This window comes from Aeromonas simiae, from assembly GCF_014892695.1.
GTDB classification, from domain to species: Bacteria; Pseudomonadota; Gammaproteobacteria; order Enterobacterales; family Aeromonadaceae; genus Aeromonas; species Aeromonas simiae.
The window spans coordinates 3386090-3403226 of record NZ_CP040449.1; the positions used below are offsets into that span (position 1 = coordinate 3386090).

11 protein-coding genes are annotated in these 17137 nt (G+C 61.2%); 1 reads left to right on the forward strand and 10 read right to left on the reverse strand.

The features are described from left to right. Window positions 1-29: 29 nt before the first annotated feature. The 7 genes from bcsC to bcsG are packed head-to-tail and all read right to left on the reverse strand — an operon-like array spanning window position 30 to window position 11887. Window positions 30-3476 carry a cellulose synthase complex outer membrane protein BcsC gene (gene bcsC / locus FE240_RS16140; RefSeq protein WP_193002381.1) on the reverse strand — a complete coding sequence of 1149 codons (3447 nt, stop codon included), beginning with the start codon at window positions 3474-3476 and terminating at the stop codon, window positions 30-32. Continuing rightward, on the reverse strand, window positions 3458-4567 hold the full coding sequence (bcsZ, locus tag FE240_RS16145) for a cellulose synthase complex periplasmic endoglucanase BcsZ (protein ID WP_226798871.1): 1110 nt from the start codon (window positions 4565-4567) through the stop codon (window positions 3458-3460). The genes bcsC and bcsZ overlap by 19 nt, the downstream gene beginning before the upstream one ends. A gap of 2 nt (window positions 4568-4569) precedes the next feature. Next, window positions 4570-6813 (reverse strand): cellulose biosynthesis cyclic di-GMP-binding regulatory protein BcsB, encoded by a 2244-nt coding sequence (bcsB, locus tag FE240_RS16150; RefSeq protein ID WP_193002383.1) that lies wholly within the window; start codon window positions 6811-6813, stop codon window positions 4570-4572. Beyond that, complete coding sequence (bcsA, locus tag FE240_RS16155) at window positions 6810-9380, reverse strand: UDP-forming cellulose synthase catalytic subunit (RefSeq protein ID WP_226798873.1); 2571 nt, start codon at window positions 9378-9380, stop codon at window positions 6810-6812. Before bcsA ends, bcsB begins: the two co-directional genes overlap by 4 nt. Then, a complete protein-coding gene (locus FE240_RS16160; RefSeq protein WP_193002385.1) occupies window positions 9377-10024 on the reverse strand; it encodes a cellulose synthase operon protein YhjQ/BcsQ in 648 nt (215 codons plus the stop codon). Before FE240_RS16160 ends, bcsA begins: the two co-directional genes overlap by 4 nt. After that, entirely contained in the window at window positions 10021-10227 is a 207-nt protein-coding gene (locus FE240_RS16165) for a cellulose biosynthesis BcsR family protein (protein ID WP_193002387.1), read from the reverse strand. The genes FE240_RS16160 and FE240_RS16165 overlap by 4 nt, the downstream gene beginning before the upstream one ends. Before the next feature lie 10 nt (window positions 10228-10237). Further along, the gene (gene bcsG / locus FE240_RS16170) at window positions 10238-11887 is read right to left on the reverse strand and encodes a cellulose biosynthesis protein BcsG (protein ID WP_193002389.1); all 1650 of its coding nucleotides are present in this window, start codon (window positions 11885-11887) and stop codon (window positions 10238-10240) included. Between the two features lie 412 nt (window positions 11888-12299). Here bcsG and FE240_RS16175 point away from each other — a divergent pair, with 412 nt between their 5' ends. Further along, the gene (locus FE240_RS16175) at window positions 12300-13496 is read left to right on the forward strand and encodes an amino acid aminotransferase (RefSeq protein ID WP_193002391.1); all 1197 of its coding nucleotides are present in this window, start codon (window positions 12300-12302) and stop codon (window positions 13494-13496) included. Window positions 13497-13762: 266 nt separating this feature from the next. On the opposite strand, the gene FE240_RS16180 is transcribed toward FE240_RS16175, so the two are convergent. The 3 genes from FE240_RS16180 to FE240_RS16190 form a co-directional block, all read right to left on the reverse strand. Beyond that, entirely contained in the window at window positions 13763-14239 is a 477-nt protein-coding gene (locus FE240_RS16180) for a L,D-transpeptidase family protein (protein WP_042045971.1), read from the reverse strand. A 260-nt stretch (window positions 14240-14499) separates the two neighbouring features. Continuing rightward, entirely contained in the window at window positions 14500-16491 is a 1992-nt protein-coding gene (locus tag FE240_RS16185; RefSeq protein ID WP_193002393.1) for a methyl-accepting chemotaxis protein, read from the reverse strand. A gap of 183 nt (window positions 16492-16674) precedes the next feature. After that, complete coding sequence (locus FE240_RS16190) at window positions 16675-17037, reverse strand: hypothetical protein (RefSeq protein ID WP_193002395.1); 363 nt, start codon at window positions 17035-17037, stop codon at window positions 16675-16677. Window positions 17038-17137: the final 100 nt, after the last annotated feature.

The window sequence follows — 17137 nt, forward strand, 5'->3', positions numbered from 1 at the left end:
AAAAACGCCCGGCATTGCCGGGCGTTGGGTCAATCGAAGTCTGCGTAAGGGGTCAGCGGCTGTGGCGGCATATCGAGATCCCCCTGCCACGGCTTGAAGGTGTAGCGCAGGTAGAGCAGGAAGTGGCTCGGCGCATAGTCATCCGCCTGCTGGATGTCGACCCGCCCGCCGACTCGCCAGTGGTCGGTCAACCGATGCTCCACCAGAGCGTTGAGGGTATAGCCAAAGCCGGTGCTACTGCTCCCCTCCTCCAGCGCATCCCGATCCGGCAGTGACGTCGGGATCAGCCCTTGCAGCGGATAACGCCGCTCGTCATCGGTCTTGGAAGCCGACCAAGAGACCGAGCCCCCCAGCTCCCACGACCAGTCCGGAGTTCGCTGCCGGTAGTTGACCGGCACCGCCAGCGAGAAGTAACGCTGCGGGCTGTAGTATCCCCCCTGCCCCAGGGTGTAGGCACTCAGGTCGTGCTGGAAACGCCACAACATGCTGCTCAAGCCGACGCTGACCCGGCGCTGCTCCTCGTTGACCACCTTGTAGTAGGTGCCCCCCATCAGGCGGGTACGCCAGTTGTCCTCGACATTCTCACCGGTCAGCAGATGCTGTTGCAGGCTGCCCCAGTAACCGACAGCGCCACCCAGATCGTGGCTGACATCGACGCGCACGCCGTTGGCCCTGACCCCCCCCCAACGGATGCCGGTACCGGGATCGACGGTGCCGGCATAGGAGAGCAGCGAGCTGCTGATCGGTCGGCGCGAGGCCGTAAAGGTAAAACCAAAATCGTGCCAGTCGCTCTTGACGCTGGCACCGCCGACCCAGTCCACCACCTCGAAGCCAAGCGGGGTGGTACCGAGATCGAAGGCGAATCGTTCGTTGGCCCAGCCGGCCGCCAGCGTGACGCCGTCGCTCTTTTGCTGCTCATCGCCGTAACAATCGCGCTGATAGCAGGTGCCGAACTTCTCGCGATAAGGGGAGTCCGCAAACGAGCCGGCATCCAGGTGCACCCACTCCAGACGGCCGAAAGCCCGCCCCGCCGCCAGCGGCGTATCGAGTTGCAGCATCTGAGTCAGGGCGCGCAGATCCGAGATCCCCCCCGTGCCCTTGTCGCCCCAATAATCGCTGTCGAGCGACACCGTGGTCTGACTCTGGCGATAGTGCTTATCGAGATCGCTGCGCAGCCCGGCGGCGAGCCACCCCTCCCCTTCTCTGGCGCGGCCAATCCGGGTCAGTGAGGCATCGTCGATATCCTCGCGCGGCGCCAGCCCTGCGGCGGTCAGCGCCTTGCGATCGAAGGCCAGCGCCCCCTCGTTGTCCCCTTGCGCGAAGCGTTGACGGGCCGCATCGCGCCAGAACAGGGCCGACGCCTCGGAGGCCGGTTGGCGCGCCACCTCGGTCGAGAGGGCATCGAAGATGGCGCTCGCCGTCTGCTCATCCCCCAGCTCACGGTAGAGGTTGGCTACCCGCCGATAGAGGTTGGCCTGGCCACCCGGCAGCGGCGAGACCGGCCAGGCCGGCAGATAGCTGCGGGCGCCAGCACGATCGCCCTTGGCCAGCAGTAGCCTGGCCATGCTGAGGCGGGTTTGCTGATCATCCGGATCCTTCTCCAGCAGGATGCGGTAATGCTGCTCGGCTATCTGCCAGTCACCCCGCTCTTGGGCCCACTCCGCCAGCATCAGCAGCGCCCGCTCATCAGGCAACAGCTCGGCCAGCAACTGCTCGGCGGCCGCCTCATCACCGGCCGCACGCAGGCGGCGCGCCTCATCGAACCTGGCGCCACGGGCCAGCCTAGCGTCGAGTTCGCGCATGTTGTCGCTCCAGCCACTGGTAGGTTCACCGGCCAGCAGAGTACGAGCCTCGCTGTCCTTGTCCTGCCCGGACAAATAGAGCGCGGTGGCGTAACGCAGTGTGGTGTCGCGTGGAGTGGTGGCGAGGCGATCGCGCAGCAGTTTTTCACCCTGCTCAGAATGGCCGGTCGCCGCCAGCAGATTGGCGGTGCGATAGGCCAGCCAGACATCCTGCGGCTGCATGGCCAGCGCCTGCTGGCGCTTGGCCAGGGCGGCGTCCAAATTCCCCTGCTGCTCCAGCAGGTCGGCCTCCTGTTGCAGCAGTTCGGCCTTCAAGTCGTGGCCGAGTGAAGCCAGGTTGCGACTGCGGGTCTGCTCGATAAAGGCCAGCGCCTTGGCCGGATCCTCTTCACGGTAGAGATCAAACAGTCGACGCAAGGCGCGCTCGTTACCGGGCTCAAGAGAGAGCACCTTGCGATAAGTGCGTTCAGCCTCCGCCTTGTTGCCACGGGCGAGCTGGACATCGCCCAGCCCGAGCCACCCTTCCGGTTCGCGCCCATCGAGGCGCTGCGCCTGCTGATACAGGCTCTGCGCACGGTCAAGATCCCCCTTCTCTTGGGCCTTCTCCGCCTGCTCAAGCAGCAACCAGTAGCGGTTGGTGTCGAGTAACCCCTGCCACTTGTCCGGGTCTTTCACGTCACTCTGGCGCAACACCTTCTCGAACTGAGCGATCGCTAGTGCCCGCTGGTTGTTGCGGGAATAGGCCTCGCCCAATGCGCCCATCAACTCGGTATCGCTCGGATTCTGGGCCAGGGCTCGTTGCAGCTCGGCCACCGAGGCCGTCCCGCTCTCGCGTCGCTCCAGCGCCTGCTGACGTGAGCGAAAGGCCGGTGATGCCCACTTGCTTTCATAATCGGCCAGCAAGGTCTGCGCCTCGTTCACATTGTCACCGCTGCCAAAGGTCACTATGTACTGCTCGAGCGCCTTAATGCTCTGCGGCCCGACCGGCATCTCCTTGATGGCCGCCAGCCAGATGTCGGCAGCCTCTCCCCGGCTGCTCGGGCTCTGTGCCATCTTGCCCAGGATGGCAAACGCCTCCTGGTTGCGGCCATCGTTCAGCAGCTGGCGAGCCAGGCCGGCACGGACCCCGGCTTGACCAGGGTACTGCTGCTCCAGCGCCTGCAACGCCGCCACCCCTTTGGCATGCAGGGCGGGGATCCTGGCTTGCAGCAGGGCATACTCAACGGCGACCTCCAGATTTGGCGCCAGGCCATCGACCAGCAGTGACTGATAGAGCGCCTGCGCCTCGTCCAGCCGGCCCGCGTTGACCAACAGGCGTGCCTGCTGCAATTGCTGCCGCTTGGCGGGTTCACTTAAGGCGAGGTTGGCCATGCCCTGCCGGTACAGTGGCGAGTCGGGCGCGACTTGACCGAGCTGTGCCAACAGCCGCTTGGCCTCCTCCACCTTGCCCTGGCGCAGCGCCTGTCTGGCCTGAGCGGCCAGCAGCTCGGGATGGGCCTCATCGATGAGGGAGAGAGAATAGAGCGAGTTGCTGACCAGATCCTCACGACCGGTCGCCTCGCCAATGCGGATCTGCTCCAGCAACCAACTGACCGGCTCCACCGCGCCATGAGCGGGAAGACCGGTCAGCAATACCCCCAGCAGCAAGCTGGCGGTCAGTGTGCGTCTTGGCATGTTGCGCTCCAGTTCGGCACCAGGGTACCGTCGGCGGCGAAACGATAGCGTCCTTGATCCCAGCCAGACCCAAACAGAGTCAGCACACTGCCAAAGTAGGCATCGGCGTCCATGCCTTGCTGGCGCACCTGCTCACGCAGCGTCTCCAGCCCAGGTTGCCCCTGCATCAAGGGGAGCAGCGCTGCGGCAAAACCACGGCCACCCCAGCTACTGACCTGGCCCGTCTGGGCGTCAACCTTCTCGGGCACCTTGCCCTCTGCCAGCAGGGTGCGCATGGGCGCGTAATGTTGCAGCAGGGCCGCCTTGGCCGGATCCTCATCGCTCAGCATGCCGATCCACAGATAAACCCGGATGGCGTCATAACCGCCGAGCGGCCCCTTACCTTCACTCACCTGCCAGCCGGTAGTGCCACTCCAGTCGATCCAGTCGGGGGCAAATCCCTTGGGCGCACTCTCGCTGAGGAAACGCGGCAGCAGAGCCCGCATCTCCTTCCAGGGGCCGAGCATCGGCTCAAAACGGGCCAGCAACTGAGGCGGCAGATAGCTGGGGTTCAGCGTCCAGCGCCCCTCTGCGGCAAAACCGTGAGCCCCCGGCAAGGCGATGGGGCCGAGACCAGGTAGTCTGGCCACCTCTTCACGGGCGACCCGGCGCAGCAGCATGGTGCCGACCGCTTCATAACTGTGGTTGTCCCACAGGCGGCCAGCCTCAAGCAGGGTGTAGGCGATCCACAGGTCAGAATCGGAGGCACTGTTCTCATCGAGCACGCCCCAACTGCCATCCGGGCGCTCTCCCCACAGCCAGGCCGGCAGAAAACCGGTCAGATCGCCGCGCGAGAGTTGAAGTTCAGTCCACTGCAACAAGCGATCGAAGGTCTCCTTGTCGTTATTGACCAAGGCGAAGAAGAGACCGTAGCTCTGTCCTTCTGAGGTGGTGATGCGCTGGCCACCCGCCGGGTCAATGACCCGGCCATCCTCGCTGATGTAGTCCTGCTTGAAACGCTGCCACTCGGGCCAGTCGCAATCCGCCATGGCCGGCAGCATGGAGAGGGCCCACAACAGCAGGCCACCACAGAGGGTTTTCATCATGTTCATTCTCACTCTTCCTTCAGGCGACGGCGACTGATGCCCGCCAGCAGAACCCGCAGACCCCACCCCAGCAACAACATACTGATCAGGGCCACCATGGCCAGATAGACAGGGTGATTGGCAAAGCGGTGCCACAGCTTCTCCCACCAAGGCAGGTTACCGACCTCATAGCGCTCGCCCACATCCAGGCTGGTCACGCCGGACTCACGAACGATGGCGACCGAGCCCGCCACCTGATCGCGCAGGGCTGGAGTCTGCATCGCTTCGTTGAGCAGCTTGACGCCGCTGTCGCTGTCGGCAAGCAGGGCGACGACGCTACGCTGTTCGTGGCTCGGCGACTGCACCCCCAAAATGGCAGCGATGGCGGTATTACCGCGCATCCCCACCCGGGCCTCGGCCTTGCGATCGTCCAAGGAGCGCTGGAACTCATTGCCAAGCGGCTGCATGGGCTGATTGACCCAGCTGCGGGTCATCTCGAGCAGGGCATCGGGCTCGGCGTCACCACGAAATTCAGTGGGCAGCGTACCGATCAGCAAGGTGTCGAGATCCGCATCGCGCACCTTGGCCCAATCATCGGCCAGTTGCAGCGCCAGAGTCGGATAACCGGTCTCGGCACCGATGGCACCGACCGTATCGAGCAGGGTGGTAATCTGCCCCGGCAGCGGCTTGGCAGGCATCACGACCTGGGTCTCAGAGAGATCGGCCAGCCGACTGAACGGGAAACCGGAACCGGTAAAGGCGCGCAGATTCGGCATCTCGAGGAAGTGGCGATAACCGGTGACATCGATAGTCGAGTTATCATCGATGCGCACCTGCTGCCCAGTGGGCATGGTCATGCTGCAACTCCCACCAGAGCTTCCCCCTAGGAACTGCTGGGCATATTCAAACGAAAAACCAAGGCGGTTGGGTTGCCCCGTCTTGAGCCCCGGCATGCGCAGCACCCGCTCATCACCATCCCCAAACAGCCACAGCGGCAGGCTGATCAGCTGTTCGCCCTGAATGTCATCGGGTGGCAGCGAGTAGGACTTCATGAACTGATCGTTGATGGAGACGTCCAGTCGCGAGCCATCCCGGGTCGTCGGTGAGGTGTAGTGATACTTCAGATCCAGCCGCAGCCCCTGGGAGCCGATGATGTAGAGATCCGGTGGCAGACGCAGGGTCAGGCTGAGCGGCCACAGGTTACGGCCCGCCGCTTGCAGCTGGTTCGGGTAGTCAATGAGTTCGCCAAAGCGTACCGGCCGGTCGAGGCGCACCCAGTTTGGCGCGTCATAAGGCTGGCGCGGTGCCAGCGGCTTGAACTCTTCAACCAAGACACTCTGGCCACGCAGCAGCACATTGCCCTGGGCCAGGGCGCGGGTCGCCGTCAGCAGATCTTCGTCATCACGCCCCAACACCAGCAGCAACTTGACGTAAGGGTTGTCGGGAGTACTGATCATGTCGATGGTCGGCCCCTTCACCTTGGGGTAGTCCCCCAGGAAGGCAGGACGCGACTCATTGGTGGCAAAGACCACGCTGTTGCGCTCGGGCACCTGGTTGAAGGCCACCGGGAAGTGCTGCCCACGCCATTGAGCCTGAACCCCGAACCAGGAGGCCAACACCGCCGCGGCCTTTTGTTCGGTCAAAGAGGGTTGACCGGCAAACACCATGGGCAGCTCCAGCTTGCCGTGATCCTGGGTATCGAGGAACGGCATAGGGAAGAACGAGAGCTCATTGCGTACCGGTAGCGTCTGTAGTTGCAACGTCAGCTTGGTGTCACGATTCACGTTGAGCCACAGGGTCTCACTGGCTGGATTTTCACATGACGCCGGGTAGTGGCCGATGAAGTTAAATCTGAGGCGGTTGAAATCCTTGGCGTAACGCGGGTCCAGATCGAAGTCGGCATGACTGCGCTGCCCCATCTGCTCTTGCTGGAAGGCGGTGACCCCCATCAGCTCGTCATTGAAATAGACCTTAAGCTGGGAGATGAGCGGTTGCAGCGAGGGGGACGGGGTGTAGTCCACCGCCAGAGCGGCGCTCGTCACCACTTCGTCACGACGAACGGTGAAATCAGCCAGACCTTCCGGGGATACTCCTCGCAATGAGAGGGTGCCCGGAGCGGCTGCCAGCTGTTCCAGAGTCAGCGTCTGAGTGCGGATCGGTGCAGGAAACGGTGGCAGTGGCCCTGTCTCCGAGACAGTCGGTTGCGACTCTGCCGCCACCGCACACTGTGTCATCAGCAGGCTAGGGATTAGATAGCGTTGTAGTTTCATCATCCTTTCACTGTCTGTGAGGTCGGAGCCTGATACCGGAAATCCGGTGAGACGCGACGTGGTACAAATGAGAGCAGCCAGCGACCCAGCTTCTCAAAAACAATACAGATACGCCCTACCGGGGAGGCTTTGAGCAGGCGCCAGTAGGCACTCCAACCCAGCAGGGTAATGTCGACAAGACTGTGCAGCGGGCGATCCGTGCTCAGACGTGTCTGCCACAGTGACCAGGTATCGGCCCGGGCAAAGGTGCACTGAATGAAGGCGATGTGCTGATCCTTGTCCATGGGGTCAAGTTCCAGCCCCAGCTTGCAGTCAAAGGCACGCTGTACCTTGGCTGGGAAGGCGGCCTCACGCTGGCCATGGCGCAGCAGCAGCCAGACCCGTTCCTTGCCCTGCAACGGCAGCTTGGCCGCGAGTTCGACACCGACCCCGCCGTTGGAGTAGTCCTTCAGGGTACAGGGATAGATATGTCCGCTGGCGAGCTTGATGGCCGCCGGCATCGTCATCTCGACACGAGGGTTGGTTCGCACCTGGCGTGACTCGAACGCCACCGCAAGTGCCCCGCCCAGTATGGTCAGGTTGTAGAGGGTCCACAGCATACTGAGCAGCACGGTCGGTACCTCGTCTGCCAGACCGTAGAAGATGCGCCAGATCCCAAATCCCAGACCGGCCACATTGAGCAACACCAGCACCAAGTAGGGGCGAGAGACGCCCAGGTCTAGATAGACCTCCTCAGTCAGCCCCCCCTTGGCCGTCACGTTAAACGTCCCCTTGTGGGGAGCAAACAGGGCCACCGTGGTCGGCCGGGCTATGTACCAAGCCAGCACCGTCTCATAGACCTCACCCCAGAAGGAGTGGCGCACCTTCCCCTGGATTCTGGAGTTGGTGATAGAGCTGTGGAAGATATGCGGCAACATGTAGAGCGCGATGAGCACCGCAGGGGCATAGATGATGTAGGCATGCAGGATCAGGAAGGCGAGCGGCGCCGTCAGGAAGATGAGGCGCGGGATCCCCGACAGGAAGTGCAGCATGGCATTGAAGTAGCACAGACGCTGGCCCAGGCTCATGCCCTTGCCAAACAGCGGATTGTCGAGGCGCAGGATCTGCACCATGCCGCGCGCCCAGCGAATACGCTGGCCAATGTGGGCTGAGAGGCTCTCGGTTGCCAGCCCTGCCGCCTGGGGAATACGGATGTAGGCCGAGGTATAGCCGAGCCGGTGCAGCCGTAGCGAGGTATGAGCATCTTCGGTCACCGTCTCAACGGCGATGCCGCCAATCTGGTTAAGGGCCGACCGCTTGATAACGGCGCAAGAGCCACAGAAAAAGGTAGCATCCCACATATCGTTACCATCTTGCACCAGACCATAGAAGAGGGCCCCTTCGTTGGGCATCTTGCGAAAACGCTGCAAGTTGCGCTCAAACGGGTCGGCCGAGAAGAAGTGGTGCGGCGTCTGAACCACCCCGAGCTTCGGGTCCTTGTAGAACCAGCCGACCGTCATTTGCAGGAAAGAACGGGTTGGCAAGTGGTCACAGTCGAAGATGGCCACCAGATCGCCGGTGGCCTGACGCAAGGCGTTATTAATGTTGCCCGCCTTGGCATGCTCGTGAGTGGTGCGGGCGACATAACGGATCCCTGCATCCTCGGCAAACTGACGAAACTCCTCACGCCCCCCGTCGTCGAGTAGCCAGATAGAGAGCTTCTCCTTGGGCCAGTCCAGCGCCAGCGCCGCATAGACGGTGCCTTTCACGATGGAGAGATCCTCGTTGTAGGTGGGGATCATGAGATCCACACACGGCCAGGTAGAAGGATCATCCGGCAGCCGGGCGGGAGGGCGGTTCAATGGCCACGCGGTCTGCCAATAGCCGAGTACCAACACCACCCAGGCATAGGTCTCCGCAAACAGCAACAACATGCCACAAAACAGGCTCATGGGATCGAGCCAGTCCAGGGTGGCGGTGTAGCGCCACCAGATATAACGGCAGGAGACGGTGAGCGAGAGCACCATCATCATCAGCATGGGATAACGGCCCGGTACCGCACGCAGCACCCAGGCCATGGCGGCCAGCAGCAGCACAAAGATCAACTGGGATTCGAGATCGAAGGGCTGGGTAATGCAAAGCAAGGAGAGTAAGCCCGCCGCCACACAAAGCGCCACGCTCTGCCAGCGAGCGGCGCGAGGTGCCTCGCGTTCGGCACGGATCCCCACGACTTCGGGTTTTCGCAATAGCTCGGAAAGGGCGGTAGTTCCGCGCAACCAGAGGCGGCGCCAAGAGGCGGGCCACTGGAAAGGACGCGGCTCTGGGCGGCAGATCACCAGCCAGATGACCTGAAGCACCATCCGGAGTGGATCACCACAACGGGGGCGATCCAGGTGGGGAAAGAGATCGCGGCCATGAGCCATGACCAACTGCCAGTTGGAGCGCTCCAGCGGCAGCAGGGCCCAAGCCAGCAACCATCCCATGCTTAGCCCCATGGCCCCTAGGCGGGAGGCACCTCGCCAGCGCAGCCAGCGATAGCGCAGCCGCAACCAGTGTCCGGCATGAGGCGTCAACCAACGAAGCGCCATCATACCGACTCCAGACACCAGCGAGCCAAGGCAACCAGTTCACTGGCGATCAGGCTCTCGGGCTGGTATTGACCCACCGGCTGCTTGGCAGCTAGGGACTCTGCCATGGCCTCATCCCGGTGCAGGCGAATGCTGAGCAAGGGCACGCCACCATCTAGCCACAGCTCGAGCAGCTCTTGTTGCAGGGCGCGGCGGCTGGTGAATTGGGTCACCAGCACCTGTTCATTTTGCTCAAACTCATGTCGATAGAGGCGTACGTGGCAGTTGGCATCGGCGTTAACCACCGTTAAGTGGCGATCGAGGTGAGGGATCCGCTGTGAGCGGGGGAGATCCAGCAGCAGCAGATCATAACCATCCAACTGCTCCAACCAAGAATATGTCCCCTCCTCTCCGCCGTGCAGCAACAGATCCAGGCCATCCTGGCAGTGATGTAAGGCCTGACGCCACTCCTGCTCCGGATGCGGTAACACGCTCCAGCCACCGGGCGTGTCGTAAGGGAGGCCGAAGTGCAGTCCGAGCTGCCCCTCCCGATTGAGTTCCACCACCAGCACCCGCGCCCCTTGCTGCCATGCGGCATAGGCGAGGCCCGCGACAATAGAGGTGGTGCCCACACCACCGCGCAACCCTTGTAAGCCCACTCTCATCATGGTCTCACCACCTTGACCGGTAACTCGGCCAGCAGTGGGAAGTGCTGACCAAGAACAATCAGGTGTTCCTGACGGGCGATGTCATGGTAGGGCAGAGTCACCCCAAAGGTTCTCTGCAACATATCGATATCGGTTGCCGCGAAGTCTTCAACAGTGACTCCAAAGGGCAGATCGGTGGTTTCCGGTTGTTGTTTCAAGCTCATGGCCTCGCAATTACTGGGGATAGGGAACCCAGTCCCCCTTGCCCAACCGAATGTGATACTTGTCCTGGTATTCGATCACCACGGCGCCGCTGTTTTCAGAGACCACCGGCGTCTGTGGCAATCCTTGCAATAGCTGGCCCCAGTCGATGGAGTCGCTGCCAAACAAATCACCCTTCACCAGTCTGGAGACCAGCTCGGAGATGGCCAGATAGCTGCTCGGCGCATCGATGATCCGGGTCTGCTCATGTTTGGCCTTGGTGCCAAGCAATGCCACCCCCACCGGAACCTGCGTGATGGAGGGGCTGGGAATATCACGCAACCCCGACATCTGCATCCGATCGCCAGACAGCGCGGCACCGTGCTCAGGCACCACGATCACCGCCACCTTCCTGCCCGAAGACTCCAGCTCTGTCATGAAGTGATCCATTTGATCGAGCAGGGTTTTCAGACGTGGCTTGAAGGGAGCAATCTGCTTATTGGCGACATAGCGATTGCCGTCATGCAGGGCGATCAGGTTGAAGAAAGTGACATTGCGGGCCGCCTCACTTTGCTCCCGCAGCTTGGCCCAGCGCGCAAACACCGCATCACCGCGGAAGATGGGCTCTCCGTCGAATGAGGCAATATCATGGGGCAACCCTTGCCGATCCATGGGCGATACATCCAATCCGGCATACTCGTTCAGATCTTTGAGGTAGTTACCAAACGTTCCCGAGTGATCCATGGCAACCTGCTTCTCGAACCCCAGCGAAGCTAGGTTTTCCATCAGCAGGCATTGACGGGCCGCCGCCGTATAGAGTCCTTCATGGCTGGGCTGACCGCAGCTGGCACGCAGCAGACGAATGGAGGCTGGGCCGCTGTATGAAGTTGCCGAGTTAAAGTGGGTGAAACGCAGGTCGAAATGCCGCCACACCGGATGCTCGGTCAATCCACTCGCCTCCACATCGCTCCAAGCCAGTGAGCAGATATTGATGATGAGCACATCAAAAGGCGTAGCCTGCGCTGGCAACTCGGTGGGGAATGTGACCCTGTGCCCTATCTCCTCGTTATAGAAATCGTTGAGGTAGGCAGTCAGATTCTCATTGGTGGGCGGTGCACTCTGATCCAGTTGCAGCGCAAGATCTTCCTCGGCAGCAGCGGGTTCCTGGCGCGGCGCCTGCGCACTCGAAGAGGGCGCCGTCACCGCGGCAAACAGCCCTTGGAATGGATTACCCACGATGGGCACCAACCACAGCCAGAGCAGGGAGAGTACGATCCAAGGCGTGAAACGAAGCCACTGAGCCAGGAAAAGATAGAGGCAGGCCATCACAAAGGCGGCCCCCAGCATCTCCCAGTTGATGAAGCGAGACAGCAGGTCGAGCCAGTAATCGAGCGTAAAGGAGAACACCTGACTGCCCTGGCTCATGATGCTGTCGATACCTGGCAACCAGGTGTCGTGATAAAGCAGCACTAGCCCCACGGGCAGGGCTAGCCAATGGCGAACCTTACGCAAACTAGGCCGGCGCAATGGCAACAGCAGGATGCAAGCAAACACCAGGTTGGGTAGTGGATGAAAGTTAAGATACCCGGCCCAGAGTAAGGCCAGTTTGAAGAGAAAGTAGAGATTCCACCCCCCCAGGCCATACCACTCCTGCCAAGGAGAAAGAGAAGACGTTCGAATCATTGGCGACTGGCTCACCTTTATTATTGCCGGATAGCAAGGTACGTCCGGACACACTGCAGATTGTCGAGGAATCTAATTATAGTTTCATTATGCAACTGAATCAGTTGCCATGATTAATCAGGGCAGTACCCCACCCCCCTCAGCATGAAACCCATCGGGCTCTCACCCGTTTGATACTTCAACAGGATATAGTCCAATGAGCCCGTTTATCCTACTGCTGACACGTATATATTTTCCAATAATATTCACATGACTCCACACAAATGCATCTGTCACCGCCCCTTCCTCTTCTGTCAGAAAATGTCGTTAGATTCGATAGCGTAGCCGATTTCGTTCTCTTGAGCGGTGTCATGGATTCGGCCATCATGGGGAGCCCTCCGAGGCATTGGAAACATGACTTCAAGGACTCCCCATGTTTGAACACGTTGACGCCTATCCCGGCGATCCCATCCTGACCCTGGTCGAAACCTTCCACAAAGATGTACGTGAACAGAAGGTGAATCTCGGGATCGGCCTCTACTACGATGAACAGGGCCGCATTCCGCTGCTGCCTTCGGTACAACAAGCCGAAACCCAACGAGCCGCAGCTCTCGCTCCGCGCCCTTATCTGCCGATGGAGGGTGCAGCCAATTACCGCACCGCGGTGCAGCATCTGCTGTTTGGAGCCTGTCATGAGGCAGTCAACGCCGGCCGCATCGCCACCATCCAGACCATAGGCGGCTCCGGCGCCCTGAAGATCGGGGCCGATTTTCTCAAACGTTACTTCCCCGGCTCCGAGGTATGGGTGAGCGATCCCACCTGGGATAACCACAAAGCCATGTTCGAGGGGGCCGGCATCAAGGTGCACGACTATCCCTATTACGATGCCGCTACGGGTGGAGTGCGCTTTGCCGACATGCTCGCCTGCCTGAACAACATGCCGGCTCGCAGCATAGTGCTGCTGCACCCCTGCTGCCACAACCCAACCGGGGTGGATCTCTCGCGTGAACAATGGGATCAGGTGATTGCCGTGGTGGTCGAGCAGGGCCTCATCCCCTTCATGGACATTGCCTACCAAGGATTTGGCGACGGCCTGGATGACGATGCCTATGCCATCCGAGCCATGACCGATGCCGGAGTCAGCTTCTTTGTGAGCAACTCCTTCTCCAAGAATCTCTCTTTTTATGGTGAACGCTGTGGTGGTCTCTCCGTGGTCTGCCAAACCAGCGACGAAGCAGCTCGGGTGCTGGGCCAGTTGAAGGCAACCGTGCGCCGCAACTACTCCAGCCCCCCCACCCACGGTGGCCAAATCACCGCCGCCGTCATGACCCAGCCCGAACTGCATGCCATGTGGGTCAATGAAGTGACCGAGATGCGCACCCGCATCAAGGCGATGCGCGAGAAACTCTACAGCGTGCTGAGCGCCAAGGTGCCTGGCCGTGACTTCAGCTACTTCATCCAGCAACGTGGCATGTTCAGCTACACCGGCCTCATCCCGGAACAAGTGGATCGCCTGCGCGAGGAGCATGCCGTCTATCTGGTGCGCTCCGGTCGCATGTGCGTGGCAGGCCTCAATAGCCGCAACGTGGAGTATGTGGCAGACGCCATCGCCGCCGTGCTGGCATCCTGATAACGGCGAGCCCCGCATGACGGGGCTCTCTTTTGATTGCAAAGCGCAGACCCGCTCTTGGGAACAGACACCCAGCGTTAAGGCGACCCGCTCACACCACGCCAGCCGTATTGGCGCAACAGGTCACCCCCCGGCGGCAGTAACAGCAGGGTATCCCTATCGCGATGGTTCAGGTGAAGTGAGCGCTGACGGCATAACGCCGCCGTTATCTGAAGAGACCACCGCCAATCCGAGTCTCGGATCGGCGGCGAGTGAAGAGCCTGAAATCAGGGGTAAATGACGATGGGGGTTCCAGGCTGGACCGCCTCCCACACCTCATCCATGTCGTGATTGAGCATGGCGATACAACCATTGGTCCAGTTCGAACGCTGTACTGCCGGGCTGCCCCAGCTATTGCGCTGACCATGGATCATGATCATGCCGCCTGGGTTGACCCCCTTGGCCTTGGCACTGGCCAAATCGGCCAGCCCCGGATAGCTGATGTGAATGGCTTTGTGATAACCGGAGTTGGTCTTCTTATAATCCAGCAGGTAGCGGCCTTCCGGCGTCCGCTGATCCCCTTCACGCTCCTTGTGCCCCTTGGGGGCTGGCCCGAGAGCGATCCAGTAACGCTTCACTTCCTTGCCATCCTTCATCAGAGTCAGGCTGTAGCGCGACTTATGCACCACCACCATGTCCGCAGAAAGCGAGGCAAAACTCAATGCTGGCCATAACGCCAGCAGACACATCAATACGGCTTTCATTCCATCCCTCGGCAGCCTCTGTGGGCCCTTGCTCACTCTCATTCTGAATAGCGCCACCCATGTGGCGACCGACATCATATTGGATTGCCGCCAAGACACAATATGTTGCCGAATACAATTCTAACCACCCCGATGACGGGGTGATTTATTTACATTTTTAACAGCAACAGGCCGCGATAGGAAGAGCGATAAGAGAGGGGCGCAATCCCGCGCCAGACGTGGTCTAGGGAGGAGCTGACCGCCCCTCCCTTTTAGATAGTTCACACCCTGAAACGGTGAACCATCTGTTGCAATTGCTGGTTGGCGCCGGTCAGGGTCGTCGTGCTCTCCCGGGTCGACTCGACGCTGTCTGCCAGATGGCTCAGCATGTCGCGGATCGCCACCATGTTGCGGTTGATCTCCTCGGTGACCCGACTCTGCTCCTCCGCCGCCGTGGCAATCTGGCTGCTGAGGTCGTTGATGCGCACCACAGAGTCGGCCATGCTGTCGAGCCCTTCGTTCACCTCACCCGTGGTGCTGGCGGCCTCCTGGCAGCGCCGCTTGGTCTGCTCCATGGCGACGACCACCTGGGCTACCCCCTGGGTCAAGCGGCTCAACATGCCCCCCACTTCGGCCGTGCTGTTCTGGGTGCGTGCCGCCAAGGCCCGCACCTCGTCGGCCACCACGGCAAACCCCCGCCCCTGCTCACCGGCCCGCGCCGCCTCAATGGCCGCGTTAAGCGCCAGCAAGTTGGTCTGTTCGGCGATACCGCCGATCACCCCGAGCACGCAGCTGATGTGGTTGGCCTCCTCCTGCATGGTCTGCACCTTGGCGGCGGCAGCATCCACCTCGTCGATCAGCGCCATGACGCTGGCCGAGGCACTGGCTACCACAGCGCGCGAGTGCTCTGCCTGGCTGCTGGCCTGGCGGGTGAAGTCCGCGGTCTCGGTGGCATGGCCCGCCACGCTATCGGCGGTGGAGCTCAGCTCGTTGACCGCCGTCACCACCTGCTCGGTCTCCGCCGCATGGCGCGCCAGCGTAGCGTGGGAGTCGCTGGTCTGCCCTCCAAGGCGTTCCAGCTCACGCACAAACAGGGCGCTGGAGTCGGTGACCTCACGCATCAGCTGTTGCAGATAGGCGATGAAGTGGTTGATGGAGCCGGCTATCTGATCGATTTCATCGGAGCCGCTGACCCGGATCCGGGCGGTCAGATCGGCATCTCCGGCCGAAAGCGCCTCGATGTTGCACTTGAGTTCCGCCAAGCGCTGACCAAGCTGGCGAATGGCCCACAACATCAGCAGGAACAAGAGCCCCACCAGCGGCAACTGGATCGAGGCGAGCAGCGTCAGCACCTCACTGCTGCTCTGGGTCAATACCCGAGTCGGCAGCGCGGTCGCCAGCAGCCATGGGGTACCCGGCACCGCCTGTAACAGCAGGGTCTGCTCTTCACCCTGAGCGCTGAAGGTACCGCGCACCACATCCCCTTGCACCTGGGCGAGCAGCGGGCGCAGGGCGCTGGCAAAGGGGTCTTTACCCTGCTCGGAGAGGTTGCTCAGCACCACATCCCCTTGCAGCGCACCGTTGCGGCTCAGGATCTTGCCATCGCCTTCCACGATCAGCACCTGGCCACCGATCTCGCGCTCCTTCTTGGCCACCAGATCGTTGAAAAAACCCAAGGTCACGTCGATGGTCGACACCCCATAAAGAGCGCCCCCCCGATAGATCCCCATGGCGCAGTTAGTGCGCGGCTGGGCGCTGGCACCATCCTTGTAGGCCGCCGCCCAGACGCACTGGCCACGCGGCGCCTGCTGCCCGGCCCTGTGCCAGGGCTGCTCGTAGTAGTTGGGGGCCTCGGACGAGTTCCAGTAGGTATTGACGATGAGCTGGTTGCCGGCGTCACGGTGATAGAAGGTGCTGAACTTGTCGCGCCCTTCGGCGCGCTGATTGGGCAGCGGCCAGATGCCACCCCCGAACACCATGGCATTGCCGTATTGATCGATAAGGCTGGGCAGCAGGGCGTCAATCTGCTCGCTGCCAAGCTCAGGCACCAACTGGGTGATCGCCCGCGCCTGACTCTGCACCGCATCCAGTTCGCGGGTGATGTCGGTGGCAATCTCGCTGACCAGCAAGGCCAGATTCTGCTCGGCCGCCTGTTGCAGACGCGGCTTGACCCACAACTGGATGCCGAGCACGGTCAGCCCTGTCACCAGCACCATGAAAAGAACAAATACCGCCGTGTAGCGGCCACGAATCGTGGCAGTCAATACACTCATCTTGCCTCCCTGTACCGTCGGGTCTAGTCGCATTATCAACCTTGACCCTATCGGCACGAACATGCGCATGATGAGCGTGTTCGCTCACAAAATGAGCGTATTTAGCTCGTTTTATCCGAATACGTGAACGCAGACACAAAAAAAGGGAGGTCATACGACCTCCCTTTTGACATGAGAACGGGATTACTTGTTGGCGTCAGCGAACTCTTTCATCACCTCAGCGTGCTTGGTCATGGTGTCAGAACGCACGTCCAGATTCTTGATGAACTCAGCCTTCTTGGCCGGATCTTCAATCTTGTCGTAACGCTGCTGCAAGTTGGCCTTCATCTGCTCAGGGGTCATGTTCTGCATCCGCATCATGCGGTCGTGGCGCTTGCCGTGATGCGGGCCCTTGCCGTCCATCATGGGGCCACCCATAGGGCAGGGGGTCGCAGTGGACTGAGCGGTCGCCGGCGCAGTGGCGGCAGCTTCACTGGCCGCGTAGGCACCGAGCGGCAGGCCGAGGATCAGGGTGGTCGCCAGCAGGGTCTTGGTCAGCTTTTTCATGGTGCAACTCCTCTTCGTGATTCAGTGGTTCAAGGCGGCCATTCGCCTTGCTTGAGGTCATTACAGCCCTTTCTCTTGTCTCAATTATGCCAGTTGGGGC